The sequence below is a fragment of the Streptomyces sp. NBC_00322 genome (assembly GCF_036147535.1).
In the GTDB taxonomy this organism is placed as follows: domain Bacteria; phylum Actinomycetota; class Actinomycetes; order Streptomycetales; family Streptomycetaceae; genus Streptomyces.
The window spans coordinates 2,585,676-2,608,081 of sequence record NZ_CP108019.1 but is presented as its reverse complement, the minus strand read 5'-3'; the positions used below and the strand labels follow the sequence as shown (position 1 = coordinate 2,608,081).

20 protein-coding genes are annotated in these 22,406 nt (G+C 69.4%); 13 read left to right on the top strand and 7 right to left on the bottom strand.

Annotated features, from left to right (window positions below; translation table 11 throughout):
- Nucleotides 1-104 precede the first annotated feature (104 nt).
- The 8 genes from OG905_RS11695 (at nt 105) to OG905_RS11660 (ending at nt 8,102) form a co-directional block, all read left to right on the top strand.
- Nucleotides 105-2,864 carry a DNA translocase FtsK gene (locus OG905_RS11695; protein WP_328667672.1) on the top strand — a complete coding sequence of 920 codons (2,760 nt, stop codon included), beginning with the start codon at nt 105-107 and terminating at the stop codon, nt 2,862-2,864.
- A 189-nt stretch (nt 2,865-3,053) separates the two neighbouring features.
- Nucleotides 3,054-3,887: a helix-turn-helix domain-containing protein gene (locus tag OG905_RS11690; RefSeq protein WP_328667671.1), complete on the top strand. Its 834-nt coding sequence runs from the start codon at nt 3,054-3,056 to the stop codon at nt 3,885-3,887.
- Between the two features lie 71 nt (nt 3,888-3,958).
- Entirely contained in the window at nt 3,959-5,416 is a 1,458-nt protein-coding gene (gene rimO, locus OG905_RS11685; RefSeq protein WP_328667670.1) for a 30S ribosomal protein S12 methylthiotransferase RimO, read from the top strand.
- A complete protein-coding gene (pgsA, locus tag OG905_RS11680; RefSeq protein ID WP_328667669.1) occupies nt 5,413-6,078 on the top strand; it encodes a CDP-diacylglycerol--glycerol-3-phosphate 3-phosphatidyltransferase in 666 nt (221 codons plus the stop codon). The genes rimO and pgsA overlap by 4 nt, the downstream gene beginning before the upstream one ends.
- Nucleotides 6,075-6,584, top strand: a complete 510-nt coding sequence (locus OG905_RS11675; protein ID WP_328667668.1) for a CinA family protein — start codon at nt 6,075-6,077, stop codon at nt 6,582-6,584. Before pgsA ends, OG905_RS11675 begins: the two co-directional genes overlap by 4 nt.
- A gap of 109 nt (nt 6,585-6,693) precedes the next feature.
- Entirely contained in the window at nt 6,694-7,077 is a 384-nt protein-coding gene (locus OG905_RS11670; RefSeq protein WP_328667667.1) for a helix-turn-helix domain-containing protein, read from the top strand.
- A gap of 146 nt (nt 7,078-7,223) precedes the next feature.
- The gene (locus OG905_RS11665; protein ID WP_328667666.1) at nt 7,224-7,694 is read left to right on the top strand and encodes a Dps family protein; all 471 of its coding nucleotides are present in this window, start codon (nt 7,224-7,226) and stop codon (nt 7,692-7,694) included.
- A 153-nt stretch (nt 7,695-7,847) separates the two neighbouring features.
- Entirely contained in the window at nt 7,848-8,102 is a 255-nt protein-coding gene (locus OG905_RS11660; protein WP_328667665.1) for a hypothetical protein, read from the top strand.
- Here the strand turns inward: OG905_RS11660 and OG905_RS11655 are convergent.
- The 3 genes from OG905_RS11655 to OG905_RS11645 form a co-directional block, all read right to left on the bottom strand.
- Nucleotides 8,065-8,838, bottom strand: coding sequence for an SDR family NAD(P)-dependent oxidoreductase (locus OG905_RS11655; protein WP_328667664.1), 774 nt, complete (start codon nt 8,836-8,838; stop codon nt 8,065-8,067). The genes OG905_RS11660 and OG905_RS11655 overlap by 38 nt on opposite strands.
- A 50-nt stretch (nt 8,839-8,888) precedes the next feature.
- Nucleotides 8,889-9,698: an Fpg/Nei family DNA glycosylase gene (locus OG905_RS11650; protein WP_328667663.1), complete on the bottom strand. Its 810-nt coding sequence runs from the start codon at nt 9,696-9,698 to the stop codon at nt 8,889-8,891.
- Between the two features lie 104 nt (nt 9,699-9,802).
- Nucleotides 9,803-14,422 carry an ATP-dependent helicase gene (locus OG905_RS11645; protein ID WP_328667662.1) on the bottom strand — a complete coding sequence of 1,540 codons (4,620 nt, stop codon included), beginning with the start codon at nt 14,420-14,422 and terminating at the stop codon, nt 9,803-9,805.
- Nucleotides 14,423-14,599: 177 nt separating this feature from the next.
- Between OG905_RS11645 and OG905_RS11640 the strand changes: the two genes are divergently transcribed.
- A complete protein-coding gene (locus OG905_RS11640; RefSeq protein ID WP_328667661.1) occupies nt 14,600-16,525 on the top strand; it encodes a TIR domain-containing protein in 1,926 nt (641 codons plus the stop codon).
- Nucleotides 16,526-16,529: 4 nt separating this feature from the next.
- Here the strand turns inward: OG905_RS11640 and OG905_RS11635 are convergent, their stop codons facing one another.
- On the bottom strand, nt 16,530-17,465 hold the full coding sequence (locus OG905_RS11635; protein WP_328667660.1) for a hypothetical protein: 936 nt from the start codon (nt 17,463-17,465) through the stop codon (nt 16,530-16,532).
- A 78-nt stretch (nt 17,466-17,543) separates the two neighbouring features.
- On the opposite strand from OG905_RS11635, the gene OG905_RS11630 reads away from it, so the two are divergent.
- From OG905_RS11630 to recX, 4 genes are all read left to right on the top strand, one after another.
- The gene (locus OG905_RS11630; RefSeq protein WP_142213313.1) at nt 17,544-17,738 is read left to right on the top strand and encodes a DUF3046 domain-containing protein; all 195 of its coding nucleotides are present in this window, start codon (nt 17,544-17,546) and stop codon (nt 17,736-17,738) included.
- Between the two features lie 359 nt (nt 17,739-18,097).
- Nucleotides 18,098-19,282 carry an AI-2E family transporter gene (locus OG905_RS11625; RefSeq protein WP_328682177.1) on the top strand — a complete coding sequence of 395 codons (1,185 nt, stop codon included), beginning with the start codon at nt 18,098-18,100 and terminating at the stop codon, nt 19,280-19,282.
- A 197-nt stretch (nt 19,283-19,479) separates the two neighbouring features.
- Nucleotides 19,480-20,607: a recombinase RecA gene (recA, locus tag OG905_RS11620; RefSeq protein WP_328667659.1), complete on the top strand. Its 1,128-nt coding sequence runs from the start codon at nt 19,480-19,482 to the stop codon at nt 20,605-20,607.
- 3 nt (nt 20,608-20,610) lie between these two features.
- The gene (gene recX / locus OG905_RS11615) at nt 20,611-21,183 is read left to right on the top strand and encodes a recombination regulator RecX (protein WP_328667658.1); all 573 of its coding nucleotides are present in this window, start codon (nt 20,611-20,613) and stop codon (nt 21,181-21,183) included.
- A gap of 111 nt (nt 21,184-21,294) precedes the next feature.
- Here the strand turns inward: recX and OG905_RS11610 are convergent, their stop codons facing one another.
- From OG905_RS11610 to OG905_RS11600, 3 genes are all read right to left on the bottom strand, one after another.
- Entirely contained in the window at nt 21,295-21,681 is a 387-nt protein-coding gene (locus OG905_RS11610; RefSeq protein WP_328667657.1) for a rhodanese-like domain-containing protein, read from the bottom strand.
- Nucleotides 21,678-22,229 (bottom strand): cysteine dioxygenase, encoded by a 552-nt coding sequence (locus OG905_RS11605; protein WP_328667656.1) that lies wholly within the window; start codon nt 22,227-22,229, stop codon nt 21,678-21,680. Before OG905_RS11605 ends, OG905_RS11610 begins: the two co-directional genes overlap by 4 nt.
- Before the next feature lie 70 nt (nt 22,230-22,299).
- Nucleotides 22,300-22,371 carry a putative leader peptide gene (locus OG905_RS11600; RefSeq protein WP_317852217.1) on the bottom strand — a complete coding sequence of 24 codons (72 nt, stop codon included), beginning with the start codon at nt 22,369-22,371 and terminating at the stop codon, nt 22,300-22,302.
- Nucleotides 22,372-22,406: the final 35 nt, after the last annotated feature.

Sequence of the window (22,406 nt, the reverse complement as noted above, 5' to 3'; positions counted from 1 at the left end):
GGAGCTTGAGGGACCGTCAGTCTCCGGCCCCCGGACGACGACACGAACGGGTGAAGCAGTAGGCACACGTGTCCACTGCGGTCGACACCGGTAACCTCACCATCATGGCCTCACGTACGTCCGGCAAGGGTTCCCAGGGCGCGGCGGGCACCGCGAAACCGCGGGCCGGCCGTACGACGGGTGCCGCGAAGAAGGCGGCGCCCGCCAAGAAAGCCGCCCCGAAGAAGACCGCGCCCACGAAGAAAGCACCCGCGAAGAAGGCGGCGGCCAAGAAGGCCGCGCCGAAGCCCGCACCGTCCCCCACGGGGGGCGTGTACCGCCTCGTGCGCGCCCTCTGGCTCGGTCTCGCCCACACCGTGGGCGCGATGTTCCGCGGCATAGGGCGGGGCGCCAAGGGTCTGGACCCCGCGCACCGCAAGGACGGCCTGGCGCTGCTGCTCCTCGCCCTGGGCCTGATCGTCGCCGCGGGTACCTGGTCCAATCTGAGCGGCCCGGTCGGCGATCTCGTCGAGATGCTGGTGACCGGAGCCTTCGGCCGGCTCGATCTGCTCGTGCCGATACTGCTGGCCGCGATCGCCGTACGGCTGATCCTGTATCCCGAGAAGCCCGAGGCGAACGGCCGGATCGTGATCGGACTGTCCGCGCTCGTCGTCGGCGTGCTCGGCCAGGTTCATATCGCCTGCGGCTCGCCAGGCCGCGGGGAAGGCACCGAGGCGATGCAGGACGCGGGCGGGCTGATCGGCTGGGCCGCGTCCAAGCCGCTGATCTTCACCATGGGCGAGGTGCTCGCCGTACCGCTGCTGGTGCTGCTCACGATCTTCGGGCTGCTCGTCGTCACCGCGACCCCCGTCAACGCGATTCCGCAGCGGCTGCGGCTGCTCGGATCCAAGCTGGGCATCGTCCACCCGGTGGACGAGCCGGGGGCGGACGGCGAGGCCACCGACGACGAGCGCTACGAGGAGCAGTGGCGTGAGGCCGTGCCCGGGCGTGCGCGCCGCTCCTCCGCGCGCCGGAGCGAAGCCCCGGCGGACTACGACCCGGACCACGCCGAGCAGGAGGCGCTGTCCAGGCGCAGACGGCCGCGCAGGCCCTCGGTGCAGCCCGCCATGGACCGTCCGATGGACGCCGTGGACGTGGCCGCGGCGGCAGCCGCCGCGCTCGACGGTGCCGTACTGAACGGCATGCCGCCCTCCCCGCTGGTCGCCGACCTCACGCGTGATGTCACTGCCGAGCGCCGACGGGCCGCGAGCCTGCCGGGCGCGCGCGAGCCCGAGGAGCCCGAGCCGAAGCAGAGCGGGTCGAAGGGATCCGTACCGGATCTGACGAAGCCCGCGCCCGAGGAGTCGCAGCCCCTGCCGCCGCGCGCCGAACAGCTTCAGCTCTCCGGCGACATCACCTACGCCCTGCCGTCCCTGGACCTGCTGGAGCGCGGTGGCCCCGGCAAGACGCGCAGCGCCGCCAATGACGCGGTCGTCGCCTCGCTCAGCAACGTCTTCATGGAGTTCAAGGTCGACGCGGCGGTCACCGGCTTCACCCGCGGTCCGACGGTCACGCGGTACGAGGTGGAGCTGGGCCCGGCCGTGAAGGTCGAGCGGATCACCGCGCTCACCAAGAACATCGCGTACGCCGTCGCCAGCCCCGACGTACGGATCATCTCCCCCATCCCCGGCAAGTCCGCGGTCGGCATCGAGATCCCGAACTCCGACCGCGAGATGGTCAAGCTCGGCGACGTGCTGCGCCTCGCGGACGCGGCGGAGGACGACCACCCCATGCTGGTCGCGCTCGGCAAGAACGTCGAGGGCGGCTACGAGATGGCCAACCTCGCCAAGATGCCGCACGTCCTGGTCGCGGGCGCGACCGGCTCCGGAAAGTCCTCCTGCATCAACTGTCTGATCACCTCGGTCATGGTGCGGGCGACCCCGGAGGACGTACGCATGGTGCTCGTCGACCCCAAGCGGGTCGAGCTCAACGCGTACGAGGGCATTCCGCACCTGATCACGCCGATCATCACCAACCCCAAGCGGGCCGCCGAGGCGCTGCAGTGGGTCGTGCGCGAGATGGATCTGCGCTACGACGACCTCGCGGCGTACGGCTACCGCCATATCGACGACTTCAACGAGGCCATCAGGAACGGCAAGGTCAAGCCGCCGCAGGGCAGCGAGCGCGAGCTCACGCCGTATCCCTATCTGCTGGTCATCGTCGACGAGCTCGCTGATCTGATGATGGTCGCGCCGCGCGACGTCGAGGACGCCATCGTCCGCATCACCCAGCTGGCTCGCGCCGCCGGCATCCATCTCGTGCTGGCGACCCAGCGGCCGTCCGTCGATGTCGTCACCGGTCTGATCAAGGCGAACGTGCCCTCACGGCTGGCCTTCGCGACATCGTCGCTCGCCGACAGCCGGGTCATCCTCGACCAGCCCGGCGCCGAGAAGCTGATCGGCAAGGGCGACGGCCTCTTCCTGCCGATGGGTGCCAACAAGCCCACCCGTATGCAGGGCGCCTTTGTCACCGAGGACGAAGTCGCGGCGATCGTCCAGCACTGCAAGGATCAGATGGCGCCCGTCTTCCGCGAGGACGTCGTGGTCGGCACCAAGCAGAAGAAGGAGATCGACGAGGACATCGGCGACGACCTCGATCTCCTCTGCCAGGCGGCCGAGCTGGTTGTGTCCACCCAGTTCGGGTCCACGTCGATGCTCCAGCGGAAGTTGCGTGTGGGCTTCGCGAAGGCGGGAAGACTGATGGATCTGATGGAGTCGCGGAACATCGTCGGGCCGAGCGAGGGCTCCAAGGCGCGCGACGTTCTGGTGAAACCTGATGAGCTGGACGGAGTGCTCGCCGTGATACGCGGCGAGTCCGAGTCGTAATGGTTCTGAGAGCAACCGTTTCCCTTAGTCGTACGTCAAGTTGGAGGGAGGGACAGGCAGATGTCCCATCATCGAGATGGCCCGCCATTCTGATGGCGTACAAACTCCCTCCGCCCGGTTGCCCCACCCTTTCGTACCACCCATAGACTGAACCTCCAGCAGGTGGCTACACGCTCGAAAGGCGCCCCCGTGTCCATCGGCAACTCCCCCGAAGACGACCGGCCTTCAGTCGAACCCTCGGCTGAAGACGACCGGCCTTCGATCGGACGTGCGCTCCAGGAAGCCCGCACCGCCGCAGGTCTGACCGTTGACGAGGTCAGCGCCTCCACTCGGGTGCGCGTCCCGATCGTGCATGCGATCGAACAGGACGACTTCTCCCGCTGTGGCGGCGACGTCTACGCGCGCGGTCATATCCGCACGATCGCGCGTGCCGTCGGGCTCGATCCCGATCCGCTCGTCGCCCAGTACGACGCGGACCATGGCGGCCGTCCCGCCCCCACACCTGCCGCGCCGCTCTTCGAGGCCGAGCGCATCCGTCCCGAACGCGGCCGTCCCAACTGGACCGCCGCCATGGTCGCCGCGATCGTCGCGGTGATCGGTTTCGTCGGCTTCACGCTCGTCAACGGCGGCGACAGCGGCGACAAGGGCAACCATGTGGCGGAGGGCCCGGCGCCCGAACAGAAGCCCACTCCGACCAAGCCCGCCACGACCAAGCCCGTCGATCCAACCCCCTCCGACAGCGCCATCGCGGCGGTGCCGAAGGACAAGGTGACGGTGAAGCTCTCCGTCCTGGACGACAAGAGCTGGATCTCCGCCAAGTCGCACAACGGCAAGCTGCTCTTCGACGGAACCCTCCTCAAAGGCGAGTCCAAGACCTTCCAGGACGACGAGCGGGTCGACCTGATCCTGGGGAACGCCGGCGCGATCGAGCTGTATGTGAACGGCAAGAAGGTCGAGGACGAGTTCGAGACGGGCCAGGTCGAGCGGCTCTCCTACACCAAGGGCGACCCCGAGGTCGGCTAGCCCGGAAGGCGTGGAGGGGCCCATAACCCTGGGGGCAGGGGCGTGGGTCAGGACAAAGTAGTCTTGAGCCCATGCCCGAACGCCGTACCGTCGCCCTTGTCACTCTTGGCTGCGCCCGTAACGAGGTGGACTCGGAGGAGCTTGCAGGCCGCTTGGCAGCGGACGGCTGGGAGCTCGTCGAGGAAGCCTCCGACGCGGATGTCGCAGTCGTCAACACCTGCGGATTCGTCGAGGCCGCCAAGAAGGACTCCGTCGACGCCCTTCTCGAAGCCAACGATCTCAAGGACCAAGGCCGGACCCAGGCCGTGGTCGCCGTCGGCTGCATGGCCGAGCGGTACGGCAAGGAGCTGGCCGAGGCGCTGCCCGAGGCGGACGGTGTGCTCGGCTTCGACGACTACGCCGACATCTCCGACCGCCTGCAGACCATCCTCAACGGCGGCATCCACGCCTCGCACACCCCGCGCGACCGCCGCAAGCTGCTGCCGCTGAGCCCGGTCGAGCGCCAGGAGGCCGGCACGGACGTGGCGCTGCCGGGGCACGGTGCGCCGGCGGATCTTCCGGAAGGCGTCGCGCCCGCCTCCGGGCCGCGCGCCCCGCTGCGCCGCCGGCTCGACACCAGCCCCGTCGCCTCCGTGAAGCTGGCATCCGGCTGCGACCGGCGCTGCTCCTTCTGCGCCATCCCGTCCTTCCGTGGCTCCTTCATCTCGCGGCGGCCGAGCGACGTGCTCGGCGAGACGCGCTGGCTGGCCGAGCAGGGCGTCAAGGAGGTCATGCTCGTCTCCGAGAACAACACCTCGTACGGCAAGGACCTCGGCGACATCCGCCTGCTGGAGACCCTGCTGCCCGAGCTCGCCGAGGTCGACGGCATCGAGCGGGTGCGGGTCAGCTATCTGCAGCCCGCAGAGATGCGGCCGGGGCTGATCGACGTCCTCACCTCGACACCGAAGATCGCCCCTTACTTCGACCTGTCCTTCCAGCACTCCGCGCCCGACGTGCTGCGCGCGATGCGGCGCTTCGGCGACACCGAACGTTTCCTGGAGCTGCTCGAGACCATCCGCGGCAAGGCTCCGCAGGCGGGCGTGCGGTCCAACTTCATCGTCGGCTTCCCCGGCGAGAGCGAGGCGGACTTCGCCGAACTGGAACGCTTCCTCACCGAGGCGCGCCTGGACGCCATCGGCGTCTTCGGCTACTCCGACGAGGACGGCACGGAGGCGGTCTCGTACGACAAGAAGCTCGACGCCGACGTCATCGCCGAGCGCCTCGACCACCTGTCGCGGCTCGCGGAGGAGCTGACCGCCCAGCGCGCGGAGGAGCGTCTTGGCGAGACGCTCGAGGTGCTCGTCGAGTCGGTGGACGGCGAGGACGGTGCGGTGGGCCGTGCGCTGCACCAGGCTCCCGAGACGGACGGCCAGGTCGTCTTCACCACGAGCGACGGGCTTGTGCCCGGCCGTATCGTCTTGGCAAAGGCAGTGGATACGGAAGGCGTCGACCTGGTGGCCGAATGTCTTCCCGAGGAGGCAGGCAGATGACCGGAGTGCCGGCATCCGCGGGGGGCGGCACCGGTAGGCCGGCGCCCGGCGGCAAGCTGGGCGCTGCGGCGGTCAATCAGGCCAGCCTCTGGAACATCGCCAACATCCTCACCATGGTGCGGCTGGTGCTCGTGCCCGCCTTCGTCGTGCTGATGCTCCAGGACGGCGGCTACGACCCGGCCTGGCGGGCCTGGGCGTGGGCGGCGTTCGCCGTCGCCATGATCACCGACATCTTCGACGGCCACCTGGCGCGTGCGTACAACCTCGTCACCGACTTCGGGAAGATCGCCGACCCGATCGCCGACAAGGCGATCATGGCGGCCGGGCTCATCTGCCTGTCGGCGCTCGGCGATCTGCCGTGGTGGGTGACCGGAGTGATCCTCTTCCGGGAGCTCGGAATCACGCTGATGCGGTTCTGGGTGATCCGGCATGGAGTGATTCCCGCCAGTCGCGGTGGCAAAATAAAGACCCTCGCGCAGGGCACGGCGGTCGGTATGTACGTCCTGGCGCTGACCGGGCCGCTGGCCACTCTTCGCTTCTGGGTGATGGCCGTGGCCGTTGTGCTGACGGTGCTCACCGGCCTCGACTATGTGCGACAGGCGATTGTGCTGAGGCGCAGGGGACTGGCGGCGGAACGGGCCGCGGCGGGGGACACGCGGTGACGACCGCGGCTCGGGTGCTTGCTCTGCTTGCGGAGCGTGGCGAGACGCTGGCCGTCGCCGAGTCGCTCACCGGCGGTCTGGTGGCCGCCGAGCTGACCGCCGTACCGGGAGCCTCGAAGACCTTCCGCGGCTCCGTGACGGCGTACGCGACCACTCTGAAGAGGGATGTTCTCGGCGTCGACGGGACCCTTCTGGCGGAGCGCGGCGCAGTGGATCCCGAGGTTGCGCGGCAGATGGCGGCCGGTGCGCGGGAGCTGCTGGGCGCTTCCTGGGGCATCGCGACCACGGGTGTGGCGGGCCCCGAACCGCAGGACGGGCAGCCCGTCGGGACGGTCTATGTGGCGGTCGCGGGACCGGACGGCACCGGGAAGGTCGCCGCTCTGCGATTGAACGGTGGCCGGGTGGACATCCGTAGAGAGAGTGTACGGAGCGTGCTCGAACTGCTCTCGGGCGAACTCCACGAAAATGCGCGGACACAGGATACGGAACAGAACGGGGGGACTTGATGTTTGCAGCCCTGAGTGAACACGACATCGCTCCCCGCACGGCCGCGGCACGAGGCGGTACGGTGGGGCGTGAAGGATGCGGCTACGCGGTCCGAGGAGGGAGCCACCGATGATTCTGCTCCGTCGCCTGCTGGGTGACGTGCTGCGTCGGCAGCGCCAGCGCCAGGGCCGTACTCTGCGCGAAGTCTCCTCGTCCGCCCGAGTATCGCTCGGCTATCTCTCCGAGGTGGAGCGGGGGCAGAAGGAGGCTTCCTCCGAGCTGCTCTCCGCGATCTGCGACGCGCTTGACGTACGGATGTCCGAGCTCATGCGAGAAGTGAGCGACGAGCTGTCGCTGGCCGAGCTGGCCCAGTCGGCAGCGGCCAGCGAGCCGGTGACTGCGCCAGTACGCCCGATGCTCAATTCCGTCTCCGTGACGTCGGTGGCGGGTGTGCCGACGGAGCGGGTGACCATCAAGGCGCCTGCGGAGGCGGTCGACGTCGTCGCCGCCTGATCCGTACGGCTCTGTACGGCTTGGTTTGCAGCTGAGCCCCGACTGGTACTCGAGTGCCGGTCGGGGCTTTCGCTTGCCCTGGATGTCCCGTTTGTGGTGGCTGTGTAATCGTGGGCGGGTAGCTGCGAACCGAGTGGAGGACATGGATGTCTGTCGTGAAGAGCTCTCTGTCCGAGGCGGACCTCAAGACGGTCGGCGACGCACTCAGGGGTGCGCTCGTCGATCTGGTGGATCTCGCGCTGGTGGCGAAGCAGGTCCACTGGAATGTCGTGGGCCCGCGCTTCAGGTCGGTACATCTGCAGCTCGACGAGGTGGTGGACACCGCGCGGCAGCACTCCGACACGGTGGCCGAGCGTGCGTCGGCGATCGGGGTGACGCCGGACGGGCGGGCCGCGACGGTGGCGGCGCAGAGTGCGATCGGCGCGGTGCCCGAGGGGTGGATCAAGGACGGGGATGCCGTGCGGACGCTGGTGGACGCGCTGGGGGCGGTGATCGGGCGCATGCGGGAGCGGATCGAGGTGACCGCGGATCCGGATCCGGTGAGCCAGGACGTGCTGATCGGCCTGACGGCGGACCTGGAGAAGCATGCGTGGATGTTCCAGGCGGAGAGCGCATAGGACCGTGCTTCGGGCTTCGGGCGGCCTGCGGGCGGCTGCGTCCCGGCGCACCCTGGAGAGAGGCGATCGGCGCGCTGTGCGCCGGGTTGGCCTCCGGTGCGCCCTCCCCGTGGGCGATTGCGCCGGTCTAGCGTGGACCGGAGGGAGGCAGCCATGGCAGTACGCGGGGTCGCGCCGGTGGTCGCCCTGGGCCTGGTGGCGGGCGGGCTGTGGTGGTGGGCCGTGCTGCGGCTGGTGATCGTGCCCGAGCAGTCGGGCCTTGTCGAGGGCGCGGTGGCAGCGGGCGGATGGGGGCTGAGCCTGCTGCCCGTGCATGTGACGGCGTCCCGCGGGAGCACGGCCGGGATCGGTGCCGTGCCCGACGTCAGGATCACCAGGGCATCGCGACGCCGCCGTTCGGGCGGATGATCTGGCCCGTCGTGAAGCTGGACGCGTCCGAGGCCAGATGAAGCACCGTATGGGCGATGTCCTCGGGCTCGCCCACGCGGCGGAGCGGCGACAGCCGGACCATCGCGGCCTCGGCCTGCTGCTGGAGGGTCGCGTCGTGGCGGTCGGTCATCGGCGTGCGGATCCATCCGGGGGCGACGGCGTTGACACGGATGGAGTGCGGGCCGAGTTCGGTCGCGAGCGTCCTGGTGAGCTGGACGACGGCCGCCTTGGCCGCGCTGTAGCAGAGCAGACCAGCGCTCGCGGCATCCACGGCGCCGGATGCCATGGTGACGATGGAACCGGGTGTGCCCGCGGCGATCATCACGCGGGCCGACTCCTGGCAGGCGTACAGGATCCCCTTGAAGTTGACCGCGAGGACGTGGTCCAGGTCCTCGTCCCTCGTCTCCAGGACCGTGCTGCTGTGCATGATTCCGGCGACGGCGGCCAGCATGTCCAGTCGGCCGGTGCTCGCGGCGTACTCGATCGCGGACTTGAGCTGGGCACGCTCGCTGACGTCGAGGGGATGGTTGTGCGCGGTGCCGCCCGCCTCGGAGATCAGGGACCGGGTCTCATTGAGGCCTCTCTCGTCGATGTCCGCGCAGTGGACGGTGGCTCCCGCCTCGGCCAGCAGGACGGCACAGGCGCGGCCTATGCCGCTCGCCGCGCCGGTGATGAACGCGGTGCGGCCGGTGAGGTCGTACGCCGTGAGGGGCATGCGGGGACCGTACGACTGGATCTGACGGGGCGTCAACTAGTGTGGCGGGATCAGGGAATGGGTCCGGACTGGCAGCCAGGGCACCAGTAGGTGGGGCGCTCGCGGCTGCCGTCGCCCTGGTCGGCTCTACGGATCGCGGTGCCGCAGCGCAGACACGGCCGGCCCTCGCGGCCGTAGACATGGAGCCGGTCGCCGGGGCGGCGACCGGCCGCAGTGGTGGTGGTGCGGCGGTCGAAGCTGTTCTTGTTCGCTTCAAGGAGGCGGTGGGCCGTGGCGACGAGGCGAGCGGGAGTGTCGGCGGGGAGCTCGCCGACGGGCAGCCAGGGCGTCACTCGGGCCAGAAAGGCCAGCTCCGACTTGTAGACATTGCCGATGCCCGCCAGATTTCGCTGGTCGAGCAGGGCCTCGCCGAGGGGGCGGGCGGGGTCCGAGAGCAGATTGGCGGCGGCGATGTCCGGGTCCCAGTCGGCGCCCAGCAGGTCAGGGCCGAGATGGCCGACCGCTTGGTTCTCGTCGGCCGTACGCAGCAACTCCAGGACGGGCAGGCGGTAGCCGACGGCGGTGTGGGCGGCATTGCCGAGGATCGCGCGGATCTGGTGCGTGGGGCCCCCGCGCCAGCGCTCGCCGGAGCCGTACACCTGCCAGGAGCCCTCCATCCGCAGATGCGAGTGGAGGGTGAGGCCGCCCTCGATGCGGGTGAGCAGATGCTTGCCACGCGGGGTGACGTCCAGGACGGTCCGCCCGGTGAGATCGGCGGTGGCGAATCGGGGGACGCGGAGGTCGGACTGGGTGAGGGCTTGCCCTGCGAGGGCGGTGTGCAGGCGCTGGGCGGTCTGCCAGACGGTGTCTCCTTCGGGCATGGCATCAATGATGCGGGACGGTGCGCCAGGCCCCGTATGCGACCTTCGGCCGCATGTCGGGAAGGGGCGGGGGCAAGCCCGCCGCAGGCGCCCCGCGCCCCGGGTCAGGGCCGCAGCCGCAGCCCCCTCGGCGTCGCGTGGAACCCCGCCGTCTCAAGCGCTCGGCCCAGCGGCGACGTCAGCGCCGGTATGCCGTTCGTCCGCTCGACCGTCACCGTCCCCAACGCCCCCGCGCGAGCCGCCTGGGCCAGCGCCCCCGCCGCCGCATGGAGGACAGGCGAGTCCGGGTCCGTGGCCCAGGCCAGCAGCGTCTTGCCGCCGCGTTCCATGTACAGGGTCAGCTCGCCGTCGACCAGGACCACCAGGGAGCCCGCCTTCCGGCCGGGCTTGTGGCCGGCGCCCGTCGGCGGCTCCGGCCAGGGCAGCGCAGCGCCGTACGCATTGGCCGGGTCGGCGGCGGCCAGCACCAGGGCCTGCGGTGCCGTCTGCGCATCGGTCCGGTCCCGGGCCGTGGCCGCCGCCCGGAGGCGGTCGACCGCGCCGTCCATCGCGAACTGGGCCGCGCCCAGCCCCTCCACGACGTAGCCGCGCCGTGCCTGGCCGCTGTCCTCGAAGGCGGAGAGGATGCGGTACGTCGCGGAGAAGCCGCCCTCCACACCCTCCGCGGCCACCGCCCCACGGGTCACCACGCCGTGGCGGTCAAGGAGCGTGCGGGCGATGGCGTGCGCGCGATGGGTGGGGTCGGGCTCCGCGCCCGGGAGCAGTGACCAGCGGCCGCTGACCGTCGGCGGGCCGGTGCGGGAAGCGGGGCGAGCCGCGGCCGTGAGGCTGCCGTACCGACCGCGGGGCACGGTACGTCTGGCGCGATGGGCCGTGGACCCGGCGGTGCGGCCCGAACCGAGCAGCGAACGGAGCGGCGCCAGACTGTCGTTGGTGAGCCGTCCCGACCAGGCAAGGTCCCAGACGGCGTCGGCCAGTTCGGGGTCGGGGGCGTCGGGGTGGGTGGTGGCCCGGATCTGGTCGGCGATCTGGCGGAAGAACAGTCCGTACCCGGGGGCGAGGGCGCTGAGGACCGACTCGTGGAGCGCGGTGAGTTCCAGCGGGTGGGGCTGGGGGAGGAGCAGCGGGGCGGCGTCGGCGAGATAGAGGGAAATCCAGCCGTCCTTGCCCGGGAGGGAGCCCGCTCCCGCCCAGATGACCTCGCCCGTGGTGGTCAGTTCGTCCAGCAGCGCGGGGGCGTAACCGGAGACGCGCGACGGGAGGATCAGCTTCTCCAGCGCTGAGGCCGGGACCGCGGCCCCCTGGAGCTGCTCGATCGCGCGGGCGAGTCCGTCGATACCGCGCAGGCTGCTACTGCCCAGGTGCTGCCACTGCGGAAGGAACGTGGCGAGGGCGGCGGGCGGGACCGGCTCGAGTTCCTGGCGCAGCGCGGCCAGCGAACGGCGGCGCAGCCTGCGCAGTACGGCCGCGTCGCACCACTCCTGGCCGATGCCCGAGGGGTGGAACTCTCCCTGGACGACGCGTCCGCTCGCGGCGAGCCGGTGCAGCGCGCCGTCGGTGACCGCCGGGCCGAGGCCGAAGCGAGCCGCCGCCTGGGTCGAGGTGAAGGGGCCGTGGGTACGTGCGAACCGGGCCAGCAGGTCGCCGAGGGGATCCTTGACCGGCTCGGTGAAGGCCTCCGGAACGCCCACCGGCAGCGCTGTTCCCAGGGCGTCCCGGAGCCGGCCCGCGTCCTCGATCGCCGCCCAGTGGTCCGCACCCGCGATCCGCACCTGGATGGCCCGGCGCGATGCGGCCAGATCCCGGGCCCACCGCTCATCCCCGCCGCGCTCCGCCAACTCCGCGTCCGTCAGCGGGCCGAGGATCCGCAGCAGGTCGGCGACGCCTTCGGCGTCCTTGATCCGGCGGTCCTCGGTGAGCCACTGCAGTTCGCGTTCCAGCTCGGTCAGCACTTTGGGGTCGAGCAGCTCGCGCAGTTCGGCCTGGCCGAGCAGCTCGGCGAGCAGCCTCGAGTCCAGGGAGAGGGCCGCGGCCCGCCTCTCGGCGAGCGGTGAGTCGCCCTCGTACAGGAACTGGGCGACGTATCCGAACAGCAGCGAACGGGCGAAGGGCGAGGGCTCGGGTGTCGTGACCTCGACGAGGCGGACCCGGCGGGACTCGATGTCGCCCATCAGCTCGGTGAGACCCGGTACGTCGAAGACGTCCTGAAGGCACTCGCGGACCGCTTCGAGGACGATGGGGAAGGAGCCGAACTCGCTCGCCACCTGGAGCAGTTGGGCAGCGCGCTGGCGCTGCTGCCACAGAGGAGTGCGCTTACCAGGATTGCGCCGGGGCAGCAGCAGCGCACGCGCGGCGCACTCGCGGAAGCGGGAGGCGAAGAGCGCCGAGCCGCCCACCTGGTCGGTGACGATCTGATTGATCTCGCCCTTGTCGAAGACGGCGTCCGCCGCGCCGATCGGAGCCTGCTCGCTGTCATACGTGGTGTCGAGATGGACCGGGTCCTGGTCGAGCAGGTCAAGGCCCATCAGATCGGCGTCCGGCAGGCGCAGCACGATGCCGTCGTCGGCGTGCATGACCTGCGCGTCCATTCCGTACCGCTCGGCCAGGCGGGCGCCGAGCGCCAGCGCCCAAGGGGCATGCACCTGGGCGCCGAAGGGGGAGTGGATCACGACCCGCCAGTCGCCGAGCTCGTCGCGGAAGCGCTCGACCAGGATCGTCCGGTCGTCGGGGACATGGCCGCAGGCGCGGCGCTGCTCGTCGAGATAAGCGAGGACATTGTCGGCGGCCCAGGCGTCCAGGCCTGCGGCCAGCAGACGCAGCCGGGCGTCCTCGGGAGAGAGCCCGCCCACCTCGCGGAGGAACGCTCCCACCGCACGGCCCAGTTCGAGCGGGCGGCCCAGCTGGTCGCCCTTCCAGAAGGGGAGCCGGCCGGGAACGCCGGGGGCGGGGGAGACCAGCACCCGGTCGCGGGTGATGTCTTCGATCCGCCAGGAGGTCGTGCCGAGAGTGAAGACGTCGCCCACCCGGGACTCGTACACCATCTCCTCGTCGAGCTCGCCGACCCGGCCGCCGCCCTTCTTGGGGTCCGCGCCGGCGAGGAAGACGCCGAACAGTCCGCGGTCCGGAATGGTGCCGCCCGACGTGACCGCGAGCCGCTGCGCTCCCGGCCGGCCCGTGACCGTACCGGCGACGCGGTCCCACACCACGCGTGGGCGCAGCTCGGCGAAGGCGTCGGAGGGATAGCGCCCGGCGAGCATGTCGAGGACGGCGGTGAAGGCCGACTCCGGCAGCGAGGCGAAGGGCGCGGCCCGGCGTGCCAGCGCCAGCAGATCGTCGACCTGCCAGGTGTCCAGGGCGACCATCGCGACCAGCTGCTGGGCCAGCACGTCGAGCGGGTTGGACGGGATGCGCAGCGCCTCGATCGAGCCGCTGCGCATCCGCTCGGTCACCACGGCCGACTGCACCAGATCGCCGCGGTACTTGGGGAAGACGACACCCGTGGATACCGCGCCCACCTGGTGTCCGGCGCGGCCGACCCGCTGCAGGCCGGAGGCGACGGACGGGGGCGACTCGACCTGGACCACCAGGTCAACCGAGCCCATGTCGATGCCCAGTTCCAGGCTGGAGGTGGCGACGACTGCGGGCAGCCGGCCTGCCTTCAGGTCCTCCTCGACCAGGGCGCGCTGCTCCTTGGAGACCGAGCCGTGGTGTGCGCGGGCGAGGAGCGGTGGTGCTCCGTGCGCGGCTCCGGACTGCGCCATGATCTCGGCCGGTGGCGGCCCGTCGGGCATGGCCTCTCCGGTGGCCCGTTCGTACGCGATCTCGTTGAGGCGATTGCACAGTCGCTCCGCCAGGCGGCGGGAGTTGGCGAAGACGATCGTGGAGCGGTGCGCCTGGACCAGGTCGGCGATCTTCTCCTCGACATGCGGCCAGATCGAGGGCTTCTCGCCATTGCCCGACTCGGACGCGGGGGAGCCGCCCAGCTCACCCAGATCCTCCACCGGTACGACCACCGAGAGGTCGAACTCCTTGCCCGAGGGCGGCTGGACGATCTCCACCTTGCGCTGCGGCGACAGATAGCGCGCCACCTCGTCGACCGGGCGCACCGTTGCCGAGAGCCCGATCCGCCGGGCGGGGCGCGGCAGCAGCTCGTCGAGTCGCTCCAGCGATACGGCGAGATGCGCGCCCCGCTTGGTCCCCGCGACGGCGTGCACCTCGTCCAGGATCACTGTCTCGATGCCCGACAGCGCGTCCCGTGCCGAGGAGGTGAGCATCAGAAACAGCGACTCGGGTGTCGTGATCAGGATGTCCGGCGGCTTGGTGGCCAGCGACCGCCGTTCGGCGGCCGGGGTGTCGCCCGAGCGGATGCCGACCCGTACATCCGGCTCGGGCAGACCCAGCCGCACGGACTCATGGCGAATCCCGGTCAGCGGACTGCGGAGATTGCGCTCCACGTCGACGGCGAGAGCCTTGAGCGGAGACACGTACAGCACGCGGCAGCGCATCTTCGGGTCCGCGGGATGGGGCGTGGACGCGAGACGGTCCAGGGCTGCGAGGAATGCGGCCAGGGTCTTGCCGGAGCCCGTCGGGGCGACCACCAGCACGTCCGAGCCCTCACCGATGGCCCGCCACGCACCCTCCTGCGCGGCGGTGGGCGCGCTGAAGGCTCCCGTGAACCAGCTCCGGGTCGTCGGGGAGAAGGCGTCGAGCGCTGATGCCGTCATGCCCCCCATCGTGCACCGCACCACTGACAACGCGGGCTCCCGCAACCCTGGCGCTGTGAAATCAGGCACCACAGCCGCGACGGAACGAGACTCCTGTCCCTTATGGCACGGAATGCAACGGCCGAACCCCCGGACACACGGTCGGTCATTTGAGCATCGGAGCCGGTTTAATTCTAAATGCTTCCAGAACGATATTGGATCTTGCTAAAGTTATCGTGCTGGGCTTGTAGGCTTGGAGGGGCGATGGGTCGGGTCTTCATCTCGTACAGTCATGCCGATAAATTATACGCGGAGCGAGTCATTCGGCAGCTGAGGTCGGCTCGGTTCGACGTTGTCGTGGACCAGGATGCTCTGCAGGCGGGTCAGGAATGGCGCACCGAACTGTTCCGGCTGATCAGGTCTTCGCAGGCAATTCTTGTGATTCTTACCGAGTCGGCGCGCACTTCCGAGGAAGTGGCATCGGAATGGGCTTATGCCCTGGGAGTCGGCGTCCCGGTTTTCCCGCTGCGCTTCGAGATGACATCTCGCCCGTCCCGGCTCGATCAGCTGCACGGGTTTGATTTCCGTCGACACTCGGCCCCCTGGGGCGACTTGATCAAAACGCTGCACTTTCTGCCGCCCGCCCCTCAGGAGTTCACCGAGGGGCTTGAGGAGGTGCAGAGCACGGCTCAGCAGATTCGCGCGAACCTCGACTTCCAGAGCAACAGATGTTTTCAGCACATCGTCAGCCAGTCGTTACGTGAAATGGGCAGTCAGCTCCAGTCGATCGGGACCGGTTCGCAGTATATGGTGCCGGCCACCCAGTATCCGTTCTATCTGATCTCTGCTCAGAATGTCCTGCGGGCTCGCGTCAAGGCGCTGGCGCTGGTGGACCAAGAGGAATTATTCTGGCAGCAGGGTGTCGGGAGGGTCATCAACGAAAGTGCTCAACCGGAAAGCGTTCGAGTATTCGCATTCACTTCGTCCGGCGATTTTCATCGAATGTTCGAGACGCTGACGTACTATGCCGCCATCTATCGCGTGTATGCCATCAGCTATGAGCACTTGGTGGCGAAATTCAGCGCCTTCGGCAAGGATTTTTCGATCATCGAGGCGGACGGTGACCGAGTTCTCGGCAGCTATGCCGGTCCGGTGGGAGAAAAGGTAATACGCTTTTCCGCCGATGTCGACGAAGTCATCGATCATGAACGCGCATTGGATAGGATTGTTGCCGTGGCGCGCCCGATCGCCCCGGATGATCGAGGGAAAGTTGTGGCTGCAAGTAAGCAGATCTTTGAAGACTGGAAGCTCTCACCGCTCATGCTCAAAACGGCAGAGATGTCGCTGTACATCGCAATCGACGACTATGACGAGTTCGAAGAACGGCATGCCTACTATGTCGAGATGATGGCCGAAATGCTGGCCGTCTTCCGCACTCGGCGCGGCCGCAGGTATTCCCGTGATCATGAACGTTGTCAGGCGCTGGAACTCGGCGCCGGAACGGGGATCTTCACCCGCCGTCTCGCTAATGAACCCGACGTCGAATGTGTCGCGGTCGAGATCGACTTCGCGTGCAGCAATAAGTTGGAGCGCAACCTTCGTGCCCAGTCGAACGCGGTCGCTGTGAATGCCGACAGTCGCACCTACCGGGAGGGTGGCGACGACGGGCGTTTCCAGTTCATCTTCTCCTCCTTCGCGGATCACCACATCAAGCTGGAAGACAAGAGCCGCTATTTCGAGAACATCAAGAACAATCTGGCGCCAGGCGGCCGGATCATCATCGGCGACGAGTTCCTGCCGGAATACGACCCGAACGACGACGAAGCCTGGCAGGCCGCCCTGCGCGGATACCACGGGCACATCATCGAATTCGCCGCTGCCCGTGCTGCCGAGCATGAAAGCCGGGGCGAGGAGGAGCAGGGCCGCGCGCACCGGGAGCTGATCAAGCTGGAATCCGCCGCACTCGAATCCGGCCTGGCCAAGCAGGGTGACTTCAAGCTGTCACGTTCCCTGTACGAGCAGATCCTCAAAGAGCAGGGATTGAAGTTCCGGGCGAAGAAGATCGGCCCTCTGGACGACGACTCCGTGGGTGGTATCTACGTCTACGAGCTGTGGCTCGACTGAGACGTCAGTCAATGGCGTGGCCGTGTGCGCGAAGCGTCCGCAGCGCCTCGATCGTCACGATCGGCCGCGCCTCCAGAGCCGTGCCCGGCGCCCACTGGCGCCAGTTGAGCGGCCAGCCGCCGTCCTCGCGCTGCTCGCTCGCCAGATGCTCCAGCGAGCGCGTCATCTCCTCGTCCGTGAACCAGCGGCGGGCGAGCGATTGCGGCGTACGGGCGTAGTGGTACGGGAAGTGGTGCTCACCCGGCGCATAGCCGGGCGAGACCGGATAGTCCTCGAGCCGTCCCGGGTCGAGGACCGCTAGGTGCTGCTCGCGCACCAGTCGGCCCAACCGGTCCGCTGCGGCTTCGGCGCGTGAGCGGTCCGGGACCCCGTCGAGGAAGGCGACCGCGGCCTCGATCTCGTACGGATGCGACTTCTCGAGACCGTCGACCGCGGCCCAGCAGAAGTCCGTGGCCCGGAACAGCCATGCGTGCCACACCTGATTACGGTGCAGCAGCCCGACCACCGGACCCGTCGCGAGCAGTTCGCTCGGGGGATCGTCGACGATCGGGATGAAGGGCGCGGCCGGATATCCCCGCTGCGAGGGGTGGATCGCGGGCAGCGCACCGTCGGACGTCGACACCTCGGTGAGGTAGCGGCACATCCGCTCCACGCGCAGTCCGCTGCAGCGTCCGATGGAGTCGAGGATGCGCAGGGCATGCGCGGTGTGCAGCGGCTGGCTGACCGGGCCGCGCAGATCGGGTTCGAGGGCGTGGCCGTAGCCGCCGTCCTCGTTGAGATACGCGGCGAGGGCGGTTTCCACGGTGTCCGAGTCACCGCCCAGGAAATGGTAGGCGAACCTCCGCTGTTCCAGCACGCGGGCGGTCAGCCAGATGAAGTGCTCTGCACGGGCGAGCGGTGACGCGAGCGAGGGCGCGGGGGTTGCTCCGGTTCCAGCCATGTTCTGACCGTAGGGCGGAAAGGGCTTTCGGCACGCGGGACGGACAAAGCTGCACCCCAGGGGCGGGATACTGGCTTCATGCGGTTGACGATTTTCTGGGAGCGCATGGCGGATCACTTCGGTCAGGCCTACGCGGACTCCTTCGCGCGCGACCATGTGATGGCCGAACTCGGGGGTCGTACGGTGCACGAGGCCCTGGCCGCCGGCTGGGAGGCCAAGGACGTGTGGCGCGGGGTCTGCGCGGCGGTCGGGGTCCCGGCCGAGAAGCAGTGACACCGGCAGCGGGCTGAGGGTGGGACGGGCGTTCAGCTCCGGGGCCGGGGATCGGTCGGGGACCGGGGGGACCGGTAGCGGCACCCGTAGGCGACACTGGCCGGGTGGCCCAGACCGACAAGACCGAGCAGGACATGGCCGAGCCGGATGTGACCGCCGAGGACACCGCCGCTCAGGACACCAGCGCGCAGGACGCGAGCGCTACGGATGCGAGCGCTGGAGACGCGCGCGCTTCGGACCCGAGCGCCCAGGACAGGAGCGCTCAGGGTAGGAGCGCCTCGGACACCGGCGCTCACGACGCGCCCCCGCCGAACCCGCCGCCCCCCGCGCCCGGAGCCGGAGGTCTCGGGCCGGTCCGCATGCCCCGGTGGCTGCCGCGCGCCATGGTGCTCGGGCTGGCGCTCTACGCCTGCTTCCAGCTGGGCAGTTGGGCCTTCCACCAGCTCATCGGGCTGCTGATCAACATCCTGATCGCCTTCTTCCTGGCGCTCGCGATCGAGCCGGCGGTGGGCAGAATGTCGGCGCGCGGCATGCGCCGCGGCCTCGCCACCTTCATCGTCTTCTTCGCGGTCTTCATCGCGGTCGCAGGCTTCGTTTTCCTCCTCGGCTCGATGCTGGCCGGCCAGATCGTCGACATGGTCGAGGGCTTCCCCAAGTACCTCGACTCGGTGATCCGCTGGATCAACGACACCTTCCACACCGAGCTCTCGCGCGTCGAGATCCAGGAAAGCCTGCTGCGCTCGGACTGGCTGCGGAAGTACGTCCAGAACAGCGCGAGCGGTGTACTGGACATCTCCGCCACCGTCCTCGGCGGACTCTTCAAACTGCTGTCGATCTTCCTGTTTTCGTTCTACTTCGCGGCCGACGGGCCCCGGCTGCGTCGCACGCTGTGCTCTCTGCTGCCGCCCGCCAAGCAGACCGAGGTGCTGCGCGCCTGGGAGATCGCCGTCGACAAGACGGGTGGATACCTCTACTCGCGCGGCCTGATGGCGCTGATCTCGGGTGTCGCGCACTACATCCTGCTGGAGATCCTGGGCGTGCCGTACGCCCCGGCGCTCGCCGTCTGGGTCGGGCTGGTCTCCCAGTTCATTCCGACCATCGGCACGTATCTGGCGGGCGCGCTGCCCATGCTGATCGCGTTCACCATCAACCCCTGGTACGCGCTGTGGGTGCTCGGATTCGTCGTGATCTACCAGCAGTTCGAGAACTATGTGCTGCAGCCCAAGCTCACCTCCAAGACGGTCGACATCCATCCCGCGGTGGCCTTCGGCTCGGTCGTCGCGGGCACGGCGCTACTGGGCGCGGTCGGCGCGCTGGTCGCGATTCCGGCGGTCGCCACGCTTCAGGCGTTCCTGGGCGCCTATGTGAAGCGGTACGCCGTGACCGACGACCCGCGCGTCCACGGCCACCGGAGGCGTGGCGGGGGTCAGGCGCTCGCCCGGCTGCGCGGCCTCCTGCGTGGCAGGGACACCCAGGAGGCGGAGGATGAGGAGGACGCCGCGTCCGGGACCTCCAGGACCTCCGGGACCGACGACCGGCCCTGAGGCGCACCCGCGGTGCCTCGCGTGCTGCGCTTGACACCAAAATCGAACATCCATTCTCATGGGATTCCGGCCCCGGGTTTTCCCAGCGGTTTGCCGGAGTTATCCACAGGCTGGACGGACGTCGGGGCCCATTGTCAGTGGCAGGGGTTAGCGTCTTTGACGTGAAGCGATCGACTCAAGCAAATCGGGTGGAACCCATGGCAGGAACCGACCGCGAGAAGGCGCTCGACGCCGCGCTCGCACAGATTGAACGGCAATTCGGCAAGGGCGCGGTGATGCGCCTCGGCGAGCGGCCGAACGAGCCCATCGAGGTCATCCCCACCGGGTCGACCGCGCTCGACGTCGCGCTCGGCGTCGGCGGCCTTCCGCGCGGCCGTGTGGTGGAGGTGTACGGCCCGGAGTCCTCCGGTAAGACGACCCTCACGCTGCACGCCGTGGCCAACGCCCAGAAGCTCGGTGGCTCGGTGGCCTTCATCGACGCCGAGCACGCACTTGACCCCGAGTACGCGAAGAAGCTCGGCGTCGACATCGACAACCTGATCCTGTCCCAGCCGGACAACGGCGAGCAGGCACTTGAGATCGTCGACATGCTCGTCCGCTCCGGTGCGCTCGATCTGATCGTCATCGACTCCGTCGCGGCCCTCGTGCCGCGCGCGGAGATCGAGGGCGAGATGGGCGACTCGCACGTGGGCCTGCAGGCGCGGCTGATGAGCCAGGCGCTCCGGAAGATCACGAGCGCGCTGAACCAGTCGAAGACCACCGCGATCTTCATCAACCAGCTCCGGGAGAAGATCGGCGTGATGTTCGGCTCGCCGGAGACCACGACCGGTGGCCGCGCGCTGAAGTTCTACGCCTCGGTGCGGCTCGACATCCGCCGCATCGAGACCCTCAAGGACGGCACCGACGCGGTCGGCAACCGCACCCGCGTCAAGGTCGTGAAGAACAAGGTCGCGCCGCCCTTCAAGCAGGCCGAGTTCGACATCCTCTACGGCCAGGGCATCAGCCGCGAGGGCGGCCTGATCGACATGGGCGTGGAGCACGGCTTCGTCCGCAAGGCGGGCGCCTGGTACACCTACGAGGGCGACCAGCTGGGCCAGGGCAAGGAGAACGCCCGCAACTTCCTGAAGGACAACCCCGATCTCGCCAATGAGATCGAGAAGAAGATCCTGGAGAAGCTGGGCGTCGGCGTGCGGCCGGAGGCCCTGGCGGCCGAGCCGGGCGCGGATGCCGCCGGTGCGGCGGCTCCGGCCGAGGACCCGGCGAAGTCGGTGCCCGCGCCCGCCTCCAAGGCCAAGTCGGCCAAGTCGGCGGCGGCCAAGGGCTAGACCATGGCCCGGCGAACCGAATGGCCGGGCGACAGCACCTCCTCGTCGAGGGCCGAGAAGGAGCTGTCGCCCCAGGACCCCGCCGAGCGGGCGCGGGCGATCTGCCTGCGCCTGCTCACCGGAACCCCGCGCACTCGTAAGCAGCTCGCGGATGCGCTGCACAAACGTGAGATCCCCTCGGAGGTGGCCGAGGAGGTCCTCTCGCGCTTCGAGGACGTGGGACTGATCAATGACGCGGCCTTCGCGGACGCGTGGGTGGAGTCCCGGCACCACGGCAGGGGCCTGGCCAGGCGCGCGCTTGCGCGGGAGCTGCGCACCAAGGGTGTGGACTCCGCCGTGATCGACGAGGCGGTCGGGCAGCTCGACTCCGATCAGGAGGAGGAGACGGCACGCGAGCTGGTCGCCCGCAGACTCGCCTCGACGCGGGGCCTGGACCGCGACCGGCGACTGCGCCGCCTGGCGGGCATGCTGGCCCGCAAGGGCTACCCGGAGGGCTTGGCCCTCAGGGTCGTCAAGCGCGCGCTGGAGGAAGAGGGCGAGGACGTGGGGGACTTGCCGGAGGAGGGCGGGATCTAGCGTCGCGGGAGCGCAGTACGGGGGCGGGGTAACCGCTTCCCACGGCCCGCCCACTTCGCCGTTGCCGCCCCCGCCCGGCTTCCGTCGGGCGAAACCGTCAGGCCGGGACCGTCATCGCTGCACCGGGAGGCCCGCCGACCTCCATGCCTGGAAGCCGCCGACCAGGTCCGTCGCGCGGTGCAGGCCCAACTGGCGCAGGGACGCTGCCGCGAGGCTCGACGCGTAGCCCTCGTTGCAGATCACGACGACCCGCAGATCGTGGCTCACCGCCTCCGGTGCGCGGTGGCTGCCCCGGGGGTCCAGACGCCACTCCAGCTCATTGCGCTCGACGACCAGCGCGCCCGGGATCAGGCCGTCCCGCTCGCGCAGTGCCGCGTACCGGATGTCCACGAGGAGCGCGCCGTCCGCGGCCGCCGCGAAGGCATCCTTCGGCTCGACGCGGTCGAGGTCCTCGCGGACCCGTTCCAGAAGTTCGTCGATTCCCACCTGCTCGCTCACTGCCAGTCCTCCGGACGCTCGACCTGCTCAAGACGGAGCATCGAACCGGACCGGCTGAAGCGGCGGATCAGCGGCAGCGGCGGGTAGTACGCATGCACCGAGACGGCGTGCTCGCTGACCGACTCGTTCAGCACCTCGTGCACATGATGCTTCCCGAAGGCCCGGCCCCTGCCCGGCCCCAACTGCCGTTCGCGGTCGACCCCTTCGTTCAGCTCCAGGGTCCTCCAGCCGCTCGCGGGCAGGCGTACGGCGAGGGAGTTCTCCTTCAGTTCGCCCGTGGCTGTGGCGAACGCGCCGTGCGACTCGGCGTGGTCGTGCCAGCCGGTACCCGTGCCCGGGGGCCAGCCGATCAGCCAGGCCTCGCTGCCGCCGGGGCCCTTGAGCCGTACCCAGGTACGCCCTTCGGGGTCGAGGGGGAGCGAGGCGATGAGGTCTTGGTCGGCGGCGGAGCGCCGTACGAAGTCGAGAAGCTCGGCGGCCGTGGGCGCGCTCGAGTCATGGGTGGCGACAGATGGGGAGTCAGGCTGCGCGGAGACAGGCTGGGACACGGAAACCGTCCTGGAAGTTCGCGGGAAGGCGCGCCGGCTCAGCGGGTCACAGCGCGCGGGGAAGGCGAATTCAGCAGGACGGACGACACATGCAGCCCGCGTAGCGGACGAGGTCCATATGGACCCTCCGCCACAGGCGCACATCGGTGTCAGTCACGCTCCGGAGTACACCATGTG